The organism is Mesorhizobium sp. WSM4904 (assembly GCF_029674545.1).
In the GTDB taxonomy this organism is placed as follows: domain Bacteria; phylum Pseudomonadota; class Alphaproteobacteria; order Rhizobiales; family Rhizobiaceae; genus Mesorhizobium.
Genome location: NZ_CP121354.1, coordinates 2746885 through 2763170 on the forward strand (window position 1 = coordinate 2746885; position 16286 = coordinate 2763170).

Here is a 16286-nt window from a genome sequence, read left to right on the forward strand (position 1 = left end):
AGCGCACCCGCGTGGTGGCGGAACGGCAACCAGGCAGCAGCTCGCGCTTCGCTCCAGCGTACCCGGCCAGGTACGGGATCGAAGCGGGGCGGCAGGGCCGAATCGATAGAGGTTGCGCGCTTCATGCGCGCTCTTGACCATGATTTCATGACGGGCCGATGAAACCCGACCTGCCCGGACTTACGCGGGAACCTTGATCACGGCGCGCAGACCGCCAAGTGGACTGTCCTCAAGCGTGACGTCGCCGCCATGGCTACGGGCGATGTCGCGGGCGATCGACAGGCCGAGGCCGGTGCCGCTGGCATCGAGGTTGCGCGCCTCGTCGAGCCTCAGGAATGGCTTGAACACCTCTTCGCGCTTGTCGGGGGCGATGCCGGGACCGTCGTCATCGATGGTGACGGTGAGCGAACCGCGGCCGTGGTTGGCATTTACCTCGACGGTCTTGGCATAGCGGAAGGCGTTGCCGATGACGTTGGACAGCAGCCTGGCAAATGCCTTCGGCCGCACATGCACGGCCGGATCACCGGTCAAAGTCGTTGTAAGCCTGGCTTTGCGCAACCGCGCTTCTTCGTCCATCTTCTGGAAATAGGTCTCGAGATCAAAGCGGCCGGTATCTTCGGCGGCCTCGCCGCGGGCAAAGGAGAGATAGCCTTCCAGCATCGACTGCATGTCGTCGATGTCCTGGTTGAGCGCGGCCTTGGTCTCGGCCTTGCCGCCTGCCAGCGCCAGCTGCAGCTTGAAGCGGGTGAGGATGGTTCGAAGATCATGGCTGACGCCGGTCAGCATGGCGGTGCGCTGTTCGATCTGGCGCTCGATGCGCTCGCGCATCTGAATGAAGGCGAAGCCGGCGCGGCGCACTTCCTCCGCGCCGCGCGGGCGGAAATCGCGCGGCATCGGCCGACCCTTGCCGAAGCTCTCAGCGGCTTCGGCAAGGGTAAGGATCGGCCTTATCTGATTGCGCAGGAAGGGGATGGCGATCATCAGCAGCACCAGTGACGTGCCGACCATCCAGATCAGGAATATGTGCGTGTTCGAGGCATAGGCCTGGCTGCGGCGCACGAAGACGCGCAACACCTTGCCTTCGAGTTGGACGCGGACCTCGACGATGTTGGAATTGCCGACCGTGTCGATCCAGAAGGGGCGGTTGATCTGCCTGGTGATCTCCGAGGACAGCGCCTCGTCGAGGATGGAGAAGAACGGCTTCGGCCCGGGCGGCGGCAGCGGATCGGGTGGCAGCAGATCGACCTTGAGCTGCATGCGGTCCTGGGCGATGCGGATGATGTTGGCGTAATCGGCATCGTGCGGATAGGTCTCCATCATGTCGATGATGGCGGCGATGTCGCGGACGGTCGCCTGCGACAGACGCTGGGTGACCGTCTGCCAGTGGCGCTCCATGAAGACGAAGGCGACGACCGACTGCAGCAGGATCATCGGCGCGATGACGATGATCAGGGAGCGGGCATAAAGCCGCTTCGGCATGTAGAGCGCGACCAGGCGCCAGAACCTGTTCCAGGCGCGCGGCATCGCCTTCAGCGTCCGCAGCGCGAGATCGCCGGGGCCGCCTCCTTTCGGCTTTTCCAGTTGCGTGGTCGCCATTCGCCCTTCCGCTCATCGATGGCCGTAGCAAAAGGCCGTCGAGAGTAGTCTATTCGACGCTGAGCCGATACCCAATACCGCGCACCGTCTGAAGCCAGACGGGATTGGACGGATCGCGCTCGATCTTGCGGCGCAGACGGTTGATCTGGACGTCGATGGTGCGTTCGCCGACATCCGATTCGTCGCCGACGAGTTCGTGGCGGGGGATCGTCTCGCCCGCCCGCGCGGCGAAGATCGCCAGGATTTCCTGCTCACGGTCAGTCAGCTTCAGCGCTTCGCCGCCACGCTTCAGTTCGCGCTTGGCGATCTGGAACGTGTAGGGGCCGAACACGAGCTGCTCGACCTTCGGCGTTGCCGCCGGGCCGCCGCGGCGTAGGATGTTGTTGATGCGCAGGATCAGCTCGCGCGGGTCGAAGGGCTTCGGCAGATAGTCGTCGGCGCCGGCCTCCAGCCCGGTGATGCGGCTGTCGGTTTCCGACAGCGCCGTCAGCATCAGGATCGGCACGTTCTTCTCGGCCCGCAGTGCCTTGGTGAGGTCGACGCCCGTTTCACCAGGCATCATGACGTCGAGCACAAGTAGATCGAAGTCGAGCCCCGCGAGCTTGCGCCGGGCTTCGCTGGAATTGCCGGCGACGGTGACGCGAAAGCCGTTCTCGGACAGGTATTGCTTGAGCAGATTGCGGATGCGGGTGTCGTCATCGACCACCAGCAGATGCGGCGCATCATCGCCGGGCGCCGCCGGATGATCAACCTTCTCAGTGGTCTCCATTTTTCTTCCCCGATGTTTGCGCAGGCACAATGTTGATCTGCGCCCTTAGTTCCGGATTGACCATCGCCTCGAGGAATCTTTCGATCGAGGCGCGTTCGGTGGTGCCAGAATCTTCCAATGCAGCACGGATGCGGCGCGACTGTGGCCGTGCCAGCGCCAGTGCCAGCGCACGGCCCTTGGCGGTTGGGTAGAGCTCGCGCTGCCGGCGGTCGCGCGGGCCTTGCACCTGGACAATATGGTCCGTGTCGATCAGCTGCTTCAATACCCGCGCCAGGCTCTGCTTGGTGATCTTCAGCACATCGAGCAGCTCGGCAACCGTCAGTCCGGGCCTGCGGTTGACGAAATGCAGCACGCGGTGATGGGCGCGGCCGAAGCCGTAATCGGCAAGGATCTGGTCGGGATCGGAGGTGAAGTCGCGATAAGCGAAGAAAAACAACTCGATGATGGCAAAGTCGATGCCGTCGTCATCGGTGATCGCCGTCCTGATCGGTTTTCCGGCTGCGGGGCTTCGATCCGTCATCATGTCTCCATGCCAAGCGGGATTATGTCAGTACTGTTGACGTAATTTCCCGCCAATGATAATTTTTGACAAGCTTTTCGGCGGATTGCGAACGAAAAGGCAAGCGGAAGCCGTTTTTCCGGAACTTCCTGAGTTTGCCATGGATTGAATATCCGCCTACGTTTCCAGGCACCGGCCGGCGTCTCGGACCCAGTGGCGGGGCCGACGCGAATGGCCATATGACACAACGATTTGCGGGCGCCCGCCCGCGGGAGGTTTCCATGGCATCCGTTCCCTTCGATCAACTGGACGGCTTCATCTGGATGAACGGCGAGTTCGTCAAATGGGCCGACGCCAAGATCCATGTGCTGACCCACGGCCTGCACTATGCCAGTGCCGTCTTCGAGGGTGAGCGCGCCTATGGCGGCCAGATCTTCAAGCTGACCGAGCACAATGAGCGCCTGCATGAATCGGCGCGCTTGCTCGGCTTCAAGATTCCCTATTCGGTCGCAGAGATCGACGAGGCCTGCCGCACGCTTCTGAAGAAACAGGGTTTCCAGGACGCCTATGTGCGCCCGATCGCCTGGCGCGGCAGCGAGCAGATGGGCGTTTCGGCGCAGAACAACCGTATCAATTGCGCCATCGCCATCTGGCAATGGCCGAGTTATTTCGACCCGGCGCAGAAGCTGAAGGGCATTCGTCTCAATATCGCCGAATGGCGCCGGCCCGATCCGCGCACCGCGCCGTCCAAATCCAAAGCCGCTGGCCTCTACATGATCTGCACGCTCTCCAAGCACGCCGCCGAGGCCAAGGGCTATGCCGACGCCATGATGCTGGACTGGCGCGGCCAGGTGGCGGAGGCCACCGGCGCCAACATCTTCTTCGTCAAGGACGGCAAGCTCCATACGCCGACGCCCGACTGCTTCCTCGACGGCATCACCCGCCGCACCGTGATCGGTCTGGCCAAGGACCGCGGCCTCGAGGTGATCGAGCGCGTCATCATGCCGGAGGAACTCGAAGGCTTCGAGCAGTGCTTCCTCACCGGTACGGCCGCGGAGGTCACTCCGGTTTCGGAAATCGGTCCGTACCGATTCGAGGTCGGCGAGATCGCCAAGATGTTGATGAACGACTATTCTGCCGCCGTGCAGCCAGAGCACGCCATCGCCGCAGAATAGCGATAGTCACAGCTTTTTTGTGCAATAGGGGCGGTTTTCGAGCCGCCTCTTTTATTTAAGCGCACGCGCATTTGACTTTCGAACAATTCGGCGTCTCATGATGGCGTCGGCCCGAGGAGGCTGGCGGCTATGGAGGGATTAGGTACATGGATACGAACACGCTCGTTGCGATCGTTATTCAGGTGATTACGGGTGTTATCGGCGGCCAGGCCGTCGGTGCGGCGTTGAAACAGGCGGCACTGGGTCAGCTTCCCAAAATCCTCGGTGGCGCCATCGGCGGCGTCGGCGGTGCGGCCATTCTCGGCAGCCTGCTCGGCGGCGGCACGGTCGATCCGGCGGCGGCCGCAGCGGCAGCGGGCGGACTGGGCAGCGCGCTGAACGTACAGAACATCGTCGGCGGCGCCGGCGGCGGCGCCATCCTGACCGCCATCATCGGTGCGGTCATGGGCGCGATGAAGAAATAGGTCAGGCACCCTTCGGGCCTGCGCCATGGGCGGCTACGGCCGCCCATTCTTTTTCAATCATTTCTGGCGGCCACGGCCGCCCATTCTTTTTCAATCATTTCTGGCGGCTACGGCCGCCCATTTCTTTTTGGAGGATCGTCGCTCCGGCGGGATGGTGGACGCCGCCCGATGCGCCGTCTACATCAGGGCGACACTTCGATAGGAAAGCCATGGGAAAGGAAAGCCATGGGTCAGCTCAACGCCGGCATCGTGCCGGTCACGCCCTTCCAGCAGAACTGCACCATCCTGTTCGACATGGACGACAGGAACGGCGTCGTCGTCGATCCAGGCGGCGACATCGACAAGATACTGGCGGTGCTCAAGGACAATGCGATCACCGCGGAGGCGATCTGGATCACCCACGGCCATATCGACCATGCCGGCGGCGCGATGGAACTGAAGGACGCGCTCGGCATCGACATCATCGGCCCGCATGAGGCCGATCGGCCGCTGCTTGCCAATCTCGAGAACCAGGCCAGGCGTTTCGGGCTGACGGATCCCGTGCGCAATTGCGTGCCGGACCGGTTTCTCATCGAAGGCGAGACGGTTTCGTTCGGCGAACATGTATTCGAGGTGCTGCATTGCCCGGGGCATGCGCCGGGTCATGTCGTCTATTACAACCGCGCGGCCAAGTTCGCCCATGTCGGCGATGTGCTGTTTCGCGGCTCGATCGGCCGCACCGATCTGCCCGGCGGCGATCACGCAGCGCTGATCGCATCGATAAAAGACAAGCTGCTGCCGCTCGGCGACGATATCGGCTTCATTTGCGGCCACGGTCCGGGCGGCCGCTTCGGCGAGGAGCGCCGGACCAATCCCTTCCTAGCCTGACTTTCTCCGCAAAACAAAAGCGCCACTGATGGGCGCTTTTGTTTGGGCAGGGAACCCTAAAGCGCGTCGAGCCGACGGGATTCAAGCAACGCGCTTTAAGCCTTTGTTTCGATGCATGTCGTTTTCCCAAAACCGCTGCGCACTTTTGGGCGACATGCATTAACTTTGCTAGTTGGCGACGCAGAAATGCTGCTCGCCGTCATTGCCGGTGAAGGTGCCGGTGCGCGAGTTGAAGGTGTGGTAGCGATCCGAGCAGTACTCGTACCAGTCACGGGTCCATGGCTCGGCATAGCGGTCGGCATAGACGACGCGCGGCTGGACGTAATACCGGCGAACGGGCCGATCGACATAGTAGCCGTCATCATAGGCCGGATCGTAATATCTCGGCCCGGGGTTGCTGAGCGCGCTACCGATCAGGGCGCCCGCCGCGAGGCCGACAACGCCGGCGGCGAGGGCGTCGCCGCCATGGTGATGATGGCGCCAGCGCCAGTCGTCAGCATTGGCCGCCGAGAAGGTGGCCAAAGTGGTCGCGGCGATGCCCGCGGTCAGAATGGCGGTCTTGAGAATTCGGTTCATCTTCGGTCTCCTTCGCGCCGGTCCGCGCATTTTTCAGGGGATGCGGATCGGCTTTAGCAAAGGTTAATAGAAGACCGTGGCTGAACGGAGGCTGAACGGAATTGGGCAAACGATTTCGCGGCTCGAACACAATTGCGAGCTCTGCGGGAGCGTCCCGCCTGCTCAGTCTCCGTCGGATCTGTCTTGAGCCGGCTTAGCCGATAGACAGATTGACGGCCTTCGGACCCTTGCCGCGCTTGTCCGGCTCGGTGTCGAATGTCACTTTCTGCCCATCCTCAAGACCGGGAAGGCCCGACGCCTGCACGGCCGAAATATGGACGAAGACATCCTTCGCGCCATCGTCGGGCGTGATGAAGCCGAAGCCCTTGGCATGGTTGAAGAATTTGACGGTGCCGGTCTGCGGCATGGGAAGCTCCTTTGATCCCATCAAGTCAGTCTCGGGCCGGCAAACTGCCCGAGAGGAAATTTGTCCTTTATTTTAGCGCTATCGGCAAGAGAAAGTTTTTGCCTGCCAATCCCGCTTTTTGCCGGACAAAAAAGGGCGCGACGGAACCGTCGCGCCCTCGAAACTCAAGCTTCTTGCGAAGCCCATTCATGATCCTGCCACGCCATTCATCAGCTGAGAACAGGCAGCTTTGCCTGCTCAGGCCGCGCGCAGGTTGACCGCCTTCGGGCCTTTGCCCATGCGGTCCGGCTCGACGTCGAAGGTGACCTTCTGGCCGTCGACGAGCGTGCGCAGGCCCGAAGCCTCGATCGCGGAGATGTGGACGAACACGTCCTTGGCGCCGCCGTCAGGCGTAATGAAGCCGAAGCCTTTGGTAGCGTTGAAGAACTTTACGGTGCCGGTCTGGGCCATGGGGAAACTCCTTCACCCGTATCAGTCTCGTGGGCTCGCCTTTGTCTCGCGCCTTGGGCAAGTCCCGGTGGTTGCTTCGGCGTCATGCATTCGCGCATAGTTAAAACCCCCGCCGAAAAACGGGGCCGTCAGAGATTCACACTTATCGGGGAAAGGTCGTCCAAAACGTGCCGCTCTCCGGGTCGTAAATGCCCGAACACAAAATTTATTACACGGAAACGTGATGGTTGCAAGACAGCGCCGCGGGCGGCCCTCGGCGCACCCGACGCAGGGGCATCGATAGACCCGGCGCCATGACCGGTCATCGGCCAGAGAAGAGCCAGGCATGGGCCAGCGCGGGAGCCGGTCCGCAATGGATCTTCGGCTCGGAAAATCCACAAGCCGGGGTTGCGTTCGAGCCCAAAATAGCGAGGATTGCGCGAGTTGACGCGGTCGCGCCTGAGCGAGGATCGGAGAGGGACCCATGCGATTTCTTGCGGCAATCGTTTCGCGGCGGGGCTCTGTCGCCCTGCTTCTGTCGGTATTGCTGGCGGCCTGCACCGTGGTGGTCGATGAAGGTCCGCGTCCACGCCCGCCGAGGCCGCATCCGCAACTCTGCACCATGCAATATGCACCGGTCTGCGCACGGCGCGGCGGCGACCGCCAGACCTTCGCCAATGCCTGCCAGGCCGAGAGGGCAGGGTATCGCATCGTGCGCGACGGCCCTTGCCGCGACGGCGGTGGCGGTGGAGGCGGCGAGCAAACCTTCTGCACCCGCGAATATGCGCCGGTTTGCGCCAGGCGTCATGGCGAGGTTCGCACCTTCCCGAATGCATGCGAGGCCCGCGCGGCGGACTACCGCATCATCGGCAACGGGCCTTGCTAGCGAGATCGGGTTCGCGCCCCGCGTTGCGGGAGTTCCGCCGGAGCGCTAGCCATACACTTGCATCTCCCGCCCGCTTGGCTTAGGTCCGGCGGGAGGATAAACACGGCAGGTTTCCCATTAACAGAGATCAGAGAAGAGCGGCGGGCGCGAGTGGCAAAGCCGGTTCGGCGAGCCCGCTCGATCCCTATGTGCAGCGGGCACTGCAACTGCACCAGGCGGGTCGCCGCCAGGAAGCGGAGTCGCTTTATCGGCAGGTGCTGGGGCAGCAGCCGAACCATGCCGCGGCGCTGCATTTCCTCGGGCTTCTCCTGCATCAGACCGGCCGCAGCGAGGAAGGGCTCGACCTCATCGAGCAATCGGTGACATTGCAACCCAGGAATGCCGATTTCCTCAACAATATGGGCACGGTCATGCGCGACCTCGGTCGCGTCGCCGCAGCCGTCGATTTCTTCCGCGGCGCGGTGGACATCCGCCCGGACCAATTGGCAGCGCGCGACAATCTCGGCTCGTCGCTGAAGCAGCTCGGCCAGTTCGAGGGCGCCGAGGAGATTTTTCGCGGTACGATCGGCCGCAACCCGTTCCATGTCCGCGCCCGCATCGGCCTTGCCGAAACGCTGCAGGAAGCCGGGCGGCTGGACGAGGCGATCGCGCTCTTCCGCGAGTCGCTGTCGATCCGGCCGAAGGATGCGGAGCTGCTCTATGGGCTGGGCGTCGCCATGATGGAGAAGGGCAAGCTCGCCGAGGCCGCCGATCTTGCGCGCCAGGCGGTGGCGATCGCTCCGGCGATGGCGAAAGCCTGGCTTTTGCTGACCCAGGTCAAGCGCCAGTCCGAGCGCGATGCCGAACTTGCCGGCATGGAAGCCGAGCACGCCAAGGCGCCGCAAGACAGCCTTGCGCGCATGCAGCTTTCCTTCGGCCTCGGCAAGGCCAACGACGATCTGAAAGACTATGGCCGCGCCTTCGACTATTTCGCCGAGGGCAACGCCATCCGCCGCAAGGGCATCGACTATGATCCGGTGCGGACGCGCGACGAGTTCGAGGCAATGAAGGCAGTCTTCGACAAGGCCTTCTTCGAGAAACACCGGCCGAGCGACATTTCCGACGATACGCCGATCTTCGTCGTCGGCATGCCGCGTTCCGGCACGACGCTGGTCGAGCAGATCATCGCCAGCCATCCTCAAGTCTATGGCGCCGGCGAGCTCAGCATCCTGAAGACGGCGGTCGGCAAGCAGTTTCCGATGAGCATGCCGGGCGGCTTTCCCTGGGGGATCGCCGACATGCCGGACAAGGCCTTCGCCGAGGCAGGCCAAGCCTATCTCGACATGCTGCACACCCGCTATCCGGGCTTCCGCCATGTCACCGACAAGATGCCGGGCAACTTCCTGCTGGTCGGCTTCCTGCACATGATGCTGCCGAAGGCCAAGATCGTGCATTGCGCGCGCGACGCGGCGGCCACGTGCCTGTCGATCTTCAAGGTGCATTTCCGCGGCGACAGCCACCGCTACGGCTACGATCTCGGCGAGCTCGCCGACTTCCATAACCTCTATGTCGACATCATGGCGCACTGGCACAAGGTGCTGCCCGGCGTCGTGCACGATGTGCGCTACGAGGATTTCGTCGCCGACCAGGAAGGGCAGACGCGGGCGCTGATGGCGCATCTCGGCCTGCCATGGGACGACAAGGTGCTGTCGTTCCACGAGACCGACCGTCCGGTGCGCACGGCGTCCGCCGCGCAGGTGCGCCAGCCGATGTATCAGGGCTCGATCGATCTTTGGAAGCGCTATGGCGACAGGCTGAAGCCGCTGCTCGACAAGCTGAACTAGCGCTCCGGTCGCTGGCCGAAGCGCCCGAACGTCGTCATCCACGGGCGGAGCAGCCGCGAAGCGGCGTCGCGGAGACCCGAGGATCCATTCCGTGGCCTCACGCAAGGGGTAAGGCGTCGCAGAGCAGAGATCGTTCTGCACTGCGGTGACGCTCATAGGTAACGGAATGGATCCTATGGTCTCCGCCGCGTCGCTTCGCTCCTTGCTTCGCCATAGGATGACGAAGCGAGGGACCGTGCCCTACAATTCGATGAACGGCTGGAAGCCGCCGAAGATCATGCGCTTGCCGTCGAACGGCATGGCAGACCAGTCCATCTTGAGACGTTCGTCGGCCATCACCTTGGCCATGACGGCGTCGCGGCTCTGCCTGGATTCGTAGACGATCCAGGCGAAGACGACGATCTCGTCCTCCTTGGCCTGCACGGCGCGCGGGAACGAGGTCAGTTCGCCGAACGGCACGTCGTCGCCGACGCATTCGACATAGGCAAGCGCACCATGCTCCATCCAGACGGCGCCGCCATTCTCAGCCATCTTCTTGTACGCATCGAGATTTGCCCTCGGCACGGCAAGCACGAAGCCATCGACATAGGACATGGTGAGCTCCTTTGCTGAATAACGAGCGCCGGGTCGGCGGGGATACGACCCGGCGCGGGTGAGCGCGTCATCCCTGCAGGCGACGCTGCTCGCTAGGAAATTCACTGCACCGGCGCGTTCATCGCCCAGGCGACGCCGAAGGGATCCTTCACCTGGCCCCAGCGGTCGCCCCAGAACATCACCTGCAGCGGCGTGACGATTTCGCAGCCGGCATCCACCGCGCGCTGCCACCAGGCGTCGATGTCGTCGCTGCCCAGATGGAGCTGCAGCACGTACCCCTGCGCCGCCTGATGCGGATGGCCGTGCTCGGGATAGGCGTCGCCCAGCATCAGCGTCGAGCCGTTGACGTAGAGATGGATATGCATGGTCCGGCCTTTTTCGTCCGGCGGATAGGCAAAAACCTCCTCGGCCCCGAAAGCCTTCTTGTAGAACTCGGCCGCCTTGATGGCGCCGTCGACCTGCAGATAAGGGGTCAGCCCGCCAAGCACTTTGGCGCGGGGTGGGGTCTGGTCGGTCATTTGCGTTTCCTCTTCGCGGGTTGATTTGGCCTTGCGTCAAAAGACGGACGAGGCGGCCGCAATCCTACACGGGTCGCAGAATTTTTTGGTGGGCCGGGCCTGGGCAGGCCAGGCGACCGACGAAGCCGGGTGATGGTCGCTCGGATGATGGCGCACTTTCAGATGACCTTGCTCGAGAAAGTGGCGGTGTAGCGGCTGTTGCGCGTGTCGAGAATTTCCGGAAAGCCGATGTCCTTGCGCAATTCGTCCGGCAGCGAAAGCAGGATGCGTTCGCTGCGGTAGCGGGCGCGCGCCGTCGCATACCGATTGGCGATGCGGCCGATGGATGACAGTATCGACATGATGAACTCTCCCTGGTTGGTCCCGACATCGTGTCGGCACTCCTAGGACGAGGGGTACCGCGGCGATCCGACAGACCGCCTGGATTTTTTTTCATGCGCGTTTCCTGCGGCCAGAAGGCCGGCCCGTAACGAGCAGTCCAGCGTGTCACGGAAACGCTGAACTGCTCTAACACGGTCTCAGCCGGGTTCGGCCACCGAGCCGAAGAACGCCTCCGGGCTGTCGACTTCGACCAGCCGCCGCTTCTCGATCAACCAGAACCGGTTGCCGATCGCGCGGATGAAGGAGCGGTCGTGCGAGGCGAGCAGGCAGCTCGCCTGATGCCTCAGGAGTTCCTCTTCCAGCGCCTCCTGGCCGTCGATGTCGAGGTGGTTGGTCGGCTCGTCGAGCAGATAGAAATTGGGGTTGATCAGCCGCAGCACCAGCATCATCAGCCTCGATCGCTGCCCGCCCGACAGGGCGCCGATCTTTCTCTCCTGCATCTCGATGGCGACGCCAGCGCCGGCGAGCAGCGAACGCGCCCGCGGCTCGCCGACCTCGAAGCGGCGCGAGACCACCGCCAGTGGTGTGTCGTCGCCGCTTATGCCTGACAGCGCCTGGTCGCTGTAGCCGAGAACGGTCGAGGGCGTCACCTTGACGTTCCGGGCCGTTCCGGGGTCGGCGATGGCGTTGCGGACCATATCGATGAAGCGCGACTTGCCGACACCATTGCGACCAAGCAGCACAATACGATCGCCCTGGCAGATATGGCGCTTGCCGGTCGTGAAGAGCAGCGTGCCGTCGGGCGTTTCGACCGCCGCGTCGTCAAGCGTGATCAGCACCTTGGCGTGGGTGCCGCGGTTCGCCAATCGGATCGCGCCGGCCGAGCGCTCGCGATGCGCCTGCACCGCCGCATCTTCCAATCGCTCGGCCCGTTCCTTGAGCTGTTTGGTTTTCACAGTCAGCAGATCGCTGCCGGAATTGATGCCGATGTTGTTGAGTTTGGCGGCCTGCCGGCGCAGCTGCTGAGCCACCTTCATGTCGCGCTCGAACTTGCGCGCCGTCGAGGCATCGACCTCGTCGAGCGCCCGCCTGGCGCGCGAATAGGGCAGCGAAAACACCGGCGATTCTTCCGGGCGCAGGAACAGCGTGCGGTTGGTGGTGGCGTCAAGGAAAGCGCGGTCATGGCTGGCGATAATCACCGGCACTTCACGCGACAGCGTGTTGAGCCAGGTTTCCAACTGGCCGATCTTGGCGAGGTCGAGATGGTTGGTCGGCTCGTCAAGCAGAAGCACGTCCGGGTCGGTCACCCAGACGCGGGCGATCAGCGCCAGCCGCTGCCAGCCGCCGCTCAAGGCCCGCATCGGCCTGTCGCGCATATCCTCGGGCACGTCGAGCGAATCCAGCACCACGTCGACGCGCCAGCGCTCGCTGTCGGCCCGCTCGGGCGGCAAGGCATCCGCAACCAACTGATGGAAGCTGCGGTCGAGCAGCGCGTCGGGGGCGGATTGCTCGACATGGCCGACGCGCAGCCCGCGCGACCGGGTGATATCCCCGGCGGTGGGTTCGAGCTCACCGGCCAGGCATCTGAGCAAAGTGGATTTGCCACGACCGTTGGCCGCGACGATGCCCACACGGTCGCCGGCGCCGATGGTGAGATCGAGGTTGGAGAAGAGCGGCGCACTCATGGTAACGCCGAGGGATTTGAGGCTGATCAGGGCCATGTCGATTTCTCTGGTCTTGCCGGAGTCCGGCTCAATGCACTTTGACGGTGCGCCGGCAGGCCATCAGGCCAAGCTCAGCGGCACCACGAAGGGCAGACCAAAAAATCGAGCGGGGAAATTCCCGGACCGTCCGGTCAGCCCTGCAAGCAAGCTCGCAGGGCACAAATCGGGCCGCGCTGACGATGGTGATCGATAGACACGCAGCCCTCCTTTCCAGACTTCGAGTTGGGGAATGGCTACAACAGGGGAGGGGCCGGTGGCAAGGGGCGGTGGAGGAGTTCCCTTCTCCCCTTGTGGGAGAAGGTGGCCTCGCGAAGCGAGGTCGGATGAGGGGTGCTCCAGATGGCACCAACGTCTCACTCCGCTGGAATACCCCTCATCCGTCTCGGCGCTGCGCGCCGATCCACCTTCTCCCACAAGGGGAGAAGGAAGAAGGTGCTACCTTCCCGGCCGCCCCGTCTTGCTCGGACGCCGCTTTTGGCGGCGCTCGTCGGCCGGGTCTTCGTAGGAGCCGATTCCGGCGCGTTGACGAACAATTGGCTTGTCGTCCTTCGCGCCCCGTTCGGTCTCGCCAGTTCCCGAGATTGGCTGCGGCTTGGCCGGCTTCTTTCCCTCGACAGGTTTTTCGGTGCGGCGCACCGTCATCTCGTCGAGCGAGTTCTTTCGGAACAGAGGCTTGGTGCGGTCGCCGGGAATGCCGAAATCCGAGCCGTGCGCTTCCTGCGCCGACTGCTTCTTGAACAGCGAGCGCGAGACGGCGCCGGCCGGCGTCGGCATGTCGGTGCCGGGTCCCATGTCGTCGATCGACGGCTTGGCGAACAGCGGCTTCTTCACCGGCACGGCGCCATCGGCGCCCATCTCGTCGAGATGCGGTTTGCGGAACATGTTGGGCCGGGCAGCCCTGGCCGCCTCTTCGGCGGCGCGTGCTTCGTCGAGCCTGCGGAAACGCTCCTGTTCCTCGGCTGTACGATGTCTGGCCACGCCCTTGTTGTGCCTGCCCTTTTCGCGGCCTGATGCGGGGCTTTGGCTTTCCACCTCACGCGCCAGCGGATCGTCGGAGATGGCAAGCTCCATATCGCGCAGCCGCTTGATTTCGTCGCGGATGCGGGCCGCCTTCTCGAAGTCGAGATTGGCGGCGGCATCGCGCATCTGCTTGTCGAGCGCCTCGAGATGGGTTTTCAAATTGTTGCCGATCATGGCGCCGGCATCGTCGGTGAACTGCGAGATGTCGGCGCGCACGTGGTCCTTCTCGTAGACCGAGTCGAGGATGTCGGCGATGCGCGACTTGACCGATTCCGGCGTGATGCCGTTGGCGGCGTTCCACTCCATCTGCTTCTCGCGGCGGCGGTTGGTCTCGGCCATCGCCCGCTCCATCGAGCCGGTGATCTGGTCTGCGTAGAGGATGACCTTGCCGTCGACGTTGCGCGCGGCGCGGCCGATGGTCTGGATCAGCGAGGTTTCCGAGCGCAGGAACCCTTCCTTGTCGGCGTCGAGAATGGCGACGAAGCCGCATTCGGGAATGTCGAGGCCCTCGCGCAAAAGGTTGATGCCGACCAGCACGTCGAAGGCGCCGAGGCGCAGGTCGCGCAGGATCTCGATGCGCTCCAGTGTGTCGATATCGGAGTGCATATAGCGGACGCGAATGCCGTTCTCGTGCAGGTATTCAGTCAGATCCTCGGCCATGCGTTTGGTCAGAACCGTGACCAGCGTGCGGTAGCCGAGCTTCGTGGTTTCGCGGATCTCGCCGACGACATCGTCGACCTGGCTCTTGGCCGGGCGCACCTCGACCGGCGGGTCGATCAGGCCGGTCGGGCGGATGACCTGCTCCGCGAAGACACCGCCGGACTGGTCGAGCTCCCAGCCGCCCGGCGTCGCCGAAACGGCGATCGACAGCGGGCGCATCGCGTCCCACTCCTCGAAGCGCAGCGGCCGGTTGTCCATGCAGGAGGGCAGGCGGAAGCCATACTCGGCCAGCGTCGCCTTGCGGCGGAAGTCGCCGCGATACATGCCGCCGATCTGCGGCACGGTGACGTGGCTCTCGTCGATGAAGATCAGGGCATTGTCCGGCACATATTCGAACAAGGTGGGCGGCGGCTCGCCCGGCTGACGTCCAGTGAGATAGCGCGAATAGTTCTCGATGCCGGCGCAGGAGCCGGTCGCTTCCAACATCTCCAGATCGAAGCGGGTGCGCTGCTCGAGTCGCTGTGCTTCCAGCAAACGGCCAGCCTTTTCAAGCTCCTGCAGGCGGTATTGCAGTTCTTCCTTGATCGACTTGATGGCCTGATTCAACGTCGGGCGCGGCGTCACATAGTGCGAATTGGCGTAGATCTTGACGCTCTTCAGCTCGCCGGTCTTCTGGCCGGTCAGCGGATCGAACTCGGTGATCGCCTCGATCTCGTCGCCGAACATCGAGATGCGCCAGGCGCGATCCTCCAAGTGGGCGGGGAAGATCTCGATCGTGTCGCCGCGCACGCGGAACGAGCCGCGCACGAAGTTGACGTCCTGGCGCTTGTACTGCTGGGCGACGAGGTCGGCGAGCAGGGCGCGCTGGTCGAGCCGGTCGCCGACCTGCATCTGGAAGGTCATCGCCGTATAGGTCTCGACCGAGCCGATACCGTAGATACAGGAAACCGAAGCGACGATGATGACGTCGTCGCGCTCCAGCAGCGAGCGCGTCGCCGAGTGGCGCATGCGGTCGATCTGCTCGTTGATCGAGGATTCCTTCTCGATATAGGTGTCGGTGCGCGGGACGTAGGCTTCGGGCTGGTAATAGTCGTAGTAGGAGACGAAATACTCGACCGCGTTCTCCGGGAAGAACTTCTTGAACTCGGCATAGAGCTGCGCGGCCAGCGTCTTGTTGGGCGCCAGGATCAGGGCAGGGCGCTGCGTCTCCTCGATAACCTTGGCCATGGTGAAGGTCTTGCCGGAGCCGGTGACGCCGAGCAGCACCTGGGTGCGGTCGTTCTGGTCGACGCCCTCGACAAGGTCCTTGATCGCGGTCGGCTGGTCGCCGGCCGGCTCGAAATCCGAAACCATCTTGATGGCGATGCCGCCTTCCGACTTCTCCGGTCGCGCAGGACGGTGAGGCGTCCAGAGCTGTCCATCCTTGTGCAGCGGATTGCCGGATTCGATCAGCTTCGACAGTGCCGCGACCGTAGCGGTCACGCCGCTCGAGGAAACCGTCTCGGCGTCCTCCAGGCTGATGTCGAGGCCAGCGACCGGGTTGAGGCCGGCGGCCGCGCGCTCCTTCGCCGAGGCCGCGCCGCCCATCGAGGTGCCGCGCGCCGTGCGACCGGGCGCCGAGGAGCGCTCGGGGATCTTCTTCGGGGCTTTTGCCTTCGGCTGCTTTTGCGCCTCGCGCTCGATTTGCCCGGCCCAATCGGAGATCGAGCCGGTCAGCGGCACGCCGGAGAACTCGCTCTGCGGCGCTTCGGAAAAGCCGCCGGGCTTCAACGGCTCGGCAGCGTCGAGGAATTCGGTCAGCGGGCTGCGCCGTTTCGGCGCGCCATCTTGCGCCGGCGAGGGCGTTTTCTTGTCGGTGCGTTTGGCCATGAGCCGAATATGGGAGGACTCGGCCGAAATGGAAAGAGCCGAGTGAACCGGCGCGCGCGCCCTGCCGTGGCTGCTGACAGAAGGCTGTCA

Annotated in this window: 16 protein-coding genes; 5 read left to right on the top strand and 11 right to left on the bottom strand. The window is 63.6% G+C overall.

Going from position 1 to position 16286, the window contains the following annotated elements:
• Positions 1 to 180: 180 nt before the first annotated feature.
• Genes QAZ47_RS13120 through QAZ47_RS13130 form a run of 3 tightly spaced genes read right to left on the bottom strand, consistent with a single transcriptional unit; the run spans position 181 to position 2885 of the window.
• Positions 181 to 1596, bottom strand: coding sequence for an ATP-binding protein (locus tag QAZ47_RS13120; RefSeq protein WP_278233522.1), 1416 nt, complete (start codon positions 1594 to 1596; stop codon positions 181 to 183).
• 49 nt (positions 1597 to 1645) lie between these two features.
• On the bottom strand, positions 1646 to 2365 hold the full coding sequence (locus QAZ47_RS13125; protein WP_278074941.1) for a response regulator transcription factor: 720 nt from the start codon (positions 2363 to 2365) through the stop codon (positions 1646 to 1648).
• Positions 2352 to 2885 (bottom strand): MarR family transcriptional regulator, encoded by a 534-nt coding sequence (locus tag QAZ47_RS13130; RefSeq protein WP_278233523.1) that lies wholly within the window; start codon positions 2883 to 2885, stop codon positions 2352 to 2354. The genes QAZ47_RS13125 and QAZ47_RS13130 overlap by 14 nt, the downstream gene beginning before the upstream one ends.
• 260 nt (positions 2886 to 3145) lie before the next feature.
• Here QAZ47_RS13130 and QAZ47_RS13135 point away from each other — a divergent pair, with 260 nt between their 5' ends.
• The 3 genes from QAZ47_RS13135 to QAZ47_RS13145 all read left to right on the top strand — a co-directional run bounded on the left by QAZ47_RS13135 (position 3146) and on the right by QAZ47_RS13145 (position 5370).
• Positions 3146 to 4039 (top strand): branched-chain amino acid aminotransferase, encoded by an 894-nt coding sequence (locus tag QAZ47_RS13135; RefSeq protein ID WP_278233524.1) that lies wholly within the window; start codon positions 3146 to 3148, stop codon positions 4037 to 4039.
• A gap of 146 nt (positions 4040 to 4185) precedes the next feature.
• Positions 4186 to 4503 carry a hypothetical protein gene (locus QAZ47_RS13140; protein ID WP_126059777.1) on the top strand — a complete coding sequence of 106 codons (318 nt, stop codon included), beginning with the start codon at positions 4186 to 4188 and terminating at the stop codon, positions 4501 to 4503.
• Positions 4504 to 4728: 225 nt separating this feature from the next.
• Complete coding sequence (locus tag QAZ47_RS13145) at positions 4729 to 5370, top strand: MBL fold metallo-hydrolase (RefSeq protein ID WP_278207184.1); 642 nt, start codon at positions 4729 to 4731, stop codon at positions 5368 to 5370.
• Positions 5371 to 5538: 168 nt separating this feature from the next.
• Here QAZ47_RS13145 and QAZ47_RS13150 read toward each other — a convergent pair whose 3' ends face one another.
• From QAZ47_RS13150 to QAZ47_RS13160, 3 genes are all read right to left on the bottom strand, one after another.
• Positions 5539 to 5946 (bottom strand): BA14K family protein, encoded by a 408-nt coding sequence (locus QAZ47_RS13150; protein ID WP_278233525.1) that lies wholly within the window; start codon positions 5944 to 5946, stop codon positions 5539 to 5541.
• A gap of 193 nt (positions 5947 to 6139) precedes the next feature.
• The gene (locus QAZ47_RS13155; protein ID WP_006202521.1) at positions 6140 to 6352 is read right to left on the bottom strand and encodes a cold-shock protein; all 213 of its coding nucleotides are present in this window, start codon (positions 6350 to 6352) and stop codon (positions 6140 to 6142) included.
• A gap of 237 nt (positions 6353 to 6589) precedes the next feature.
• Complete coding sequence (locus QAZ47_RS13160) at positions 6590 to 6802, bottom strand: cold-shock protein (RefSeq protein WP_006202520.1); 213 nt, start codon at positions 6800 to 6802, stop codon at positions 6590 to 6592.
• A 463-nt stretch (positions 6803 to 7265) separates the two neighbouring features.
• Here QAZ47_RS13160 and QAZ47_RS13165 point away from each other — a divergent pair, with 463 nt between their 5' ends.
• Entirely contained in the window at positions 7266 to 7667 is a 402-nt protein-coding gene (locus QAZ47_RS13165; protein WP_278233526.1) for a Kazal-type serine protease inhibitor domain-containing protein, read from the top strand.
• Positions 7668 to 7855: 188 nt separating this feature from the next.
• Positions 7856 to 9490, top strand: coding sequence for a tetratricopeptide repeat-containing sulfotransferase family protein (locus QAZ47_RS13170; RefSeq protein ID WP_278233527.1), 1635 nt, complete (start codon positions 7856 to 7858; stop codon positions 9488 to 9490).
• Positions 9491 to 9730: 240 nt separating this feature from the next.
• Here the strand turns inward: QAZ47_RS13170 and QAZ47_RS13175 are convergent, their stop codons facing one another.
• From QAZ47_RS13175 to uvrB, 5 genes are all read right to left on the bottom strand, one after another.
• Positions 9731 to 10084 carry a DUF1428 family protein gene (locus QAZ47_RS13175; RefSeq protein ID WP_278207188.1) on the bottom strand — a complete coding sequence of 118 codons (354 nt, stop codon included), beginning with the start codon at positions 10082 to 10084 and terminating at the stop codon, positions 9731 to 9733.
• 101 nt (positions 10085 to 10185) lie between these two features.
• On the bottom strand, positions 10186 to 10602 hold the full coding sequence (locus QAZ47_RS13180; RefSeq protein WP_278233528.1) for a glyoxalase/bleomycin resistance/extradiol dioxygenase family protein: 417 nt from the start codon (positions 10600 to 10602) through the stop codon (positions 10186 to 10188).
• 158 nt (positions 10603 to 10760) lie between these two features.
• A complete protein-coding gene (locus QAZ47_RS13185) occupies positions 10761 to 10943 on the bottom strand; it encodes a hypothetical protein (RefSeq protein ID WP_278207190.1) in 183 nt (60 codons plus the stop codon).
• 177 nt (positions 10944 to 11120) lie between these two features.
• Positions 11121 to 12644, bottom strand: coding sequence for an ABC-F family ATP-binding cassette domain-containing protein (locus QAZ47_RS13190; RefSeq protein WP_278233529.1), 1524 nt, complete (start codon positions 12642 to 12644; stop codon positions 11121 to 11123).
• 438 nt (positions 12645 to 13082) lie between these two features.
• Positions 13083 to 16196: an excinuclease ABC subunit UvrB gene (uvrB, locus tag QAZ47_RS13195; protein ID WP_278233530.1), complete on the bottom strand. Its 3114-nt coding sequence runs from the start codon at positions 16194 to 16196 to the stop codon at positions 13083 to 13085.
• Positions 16197 to 16286 lie beyond the last annotated feature (90 nt).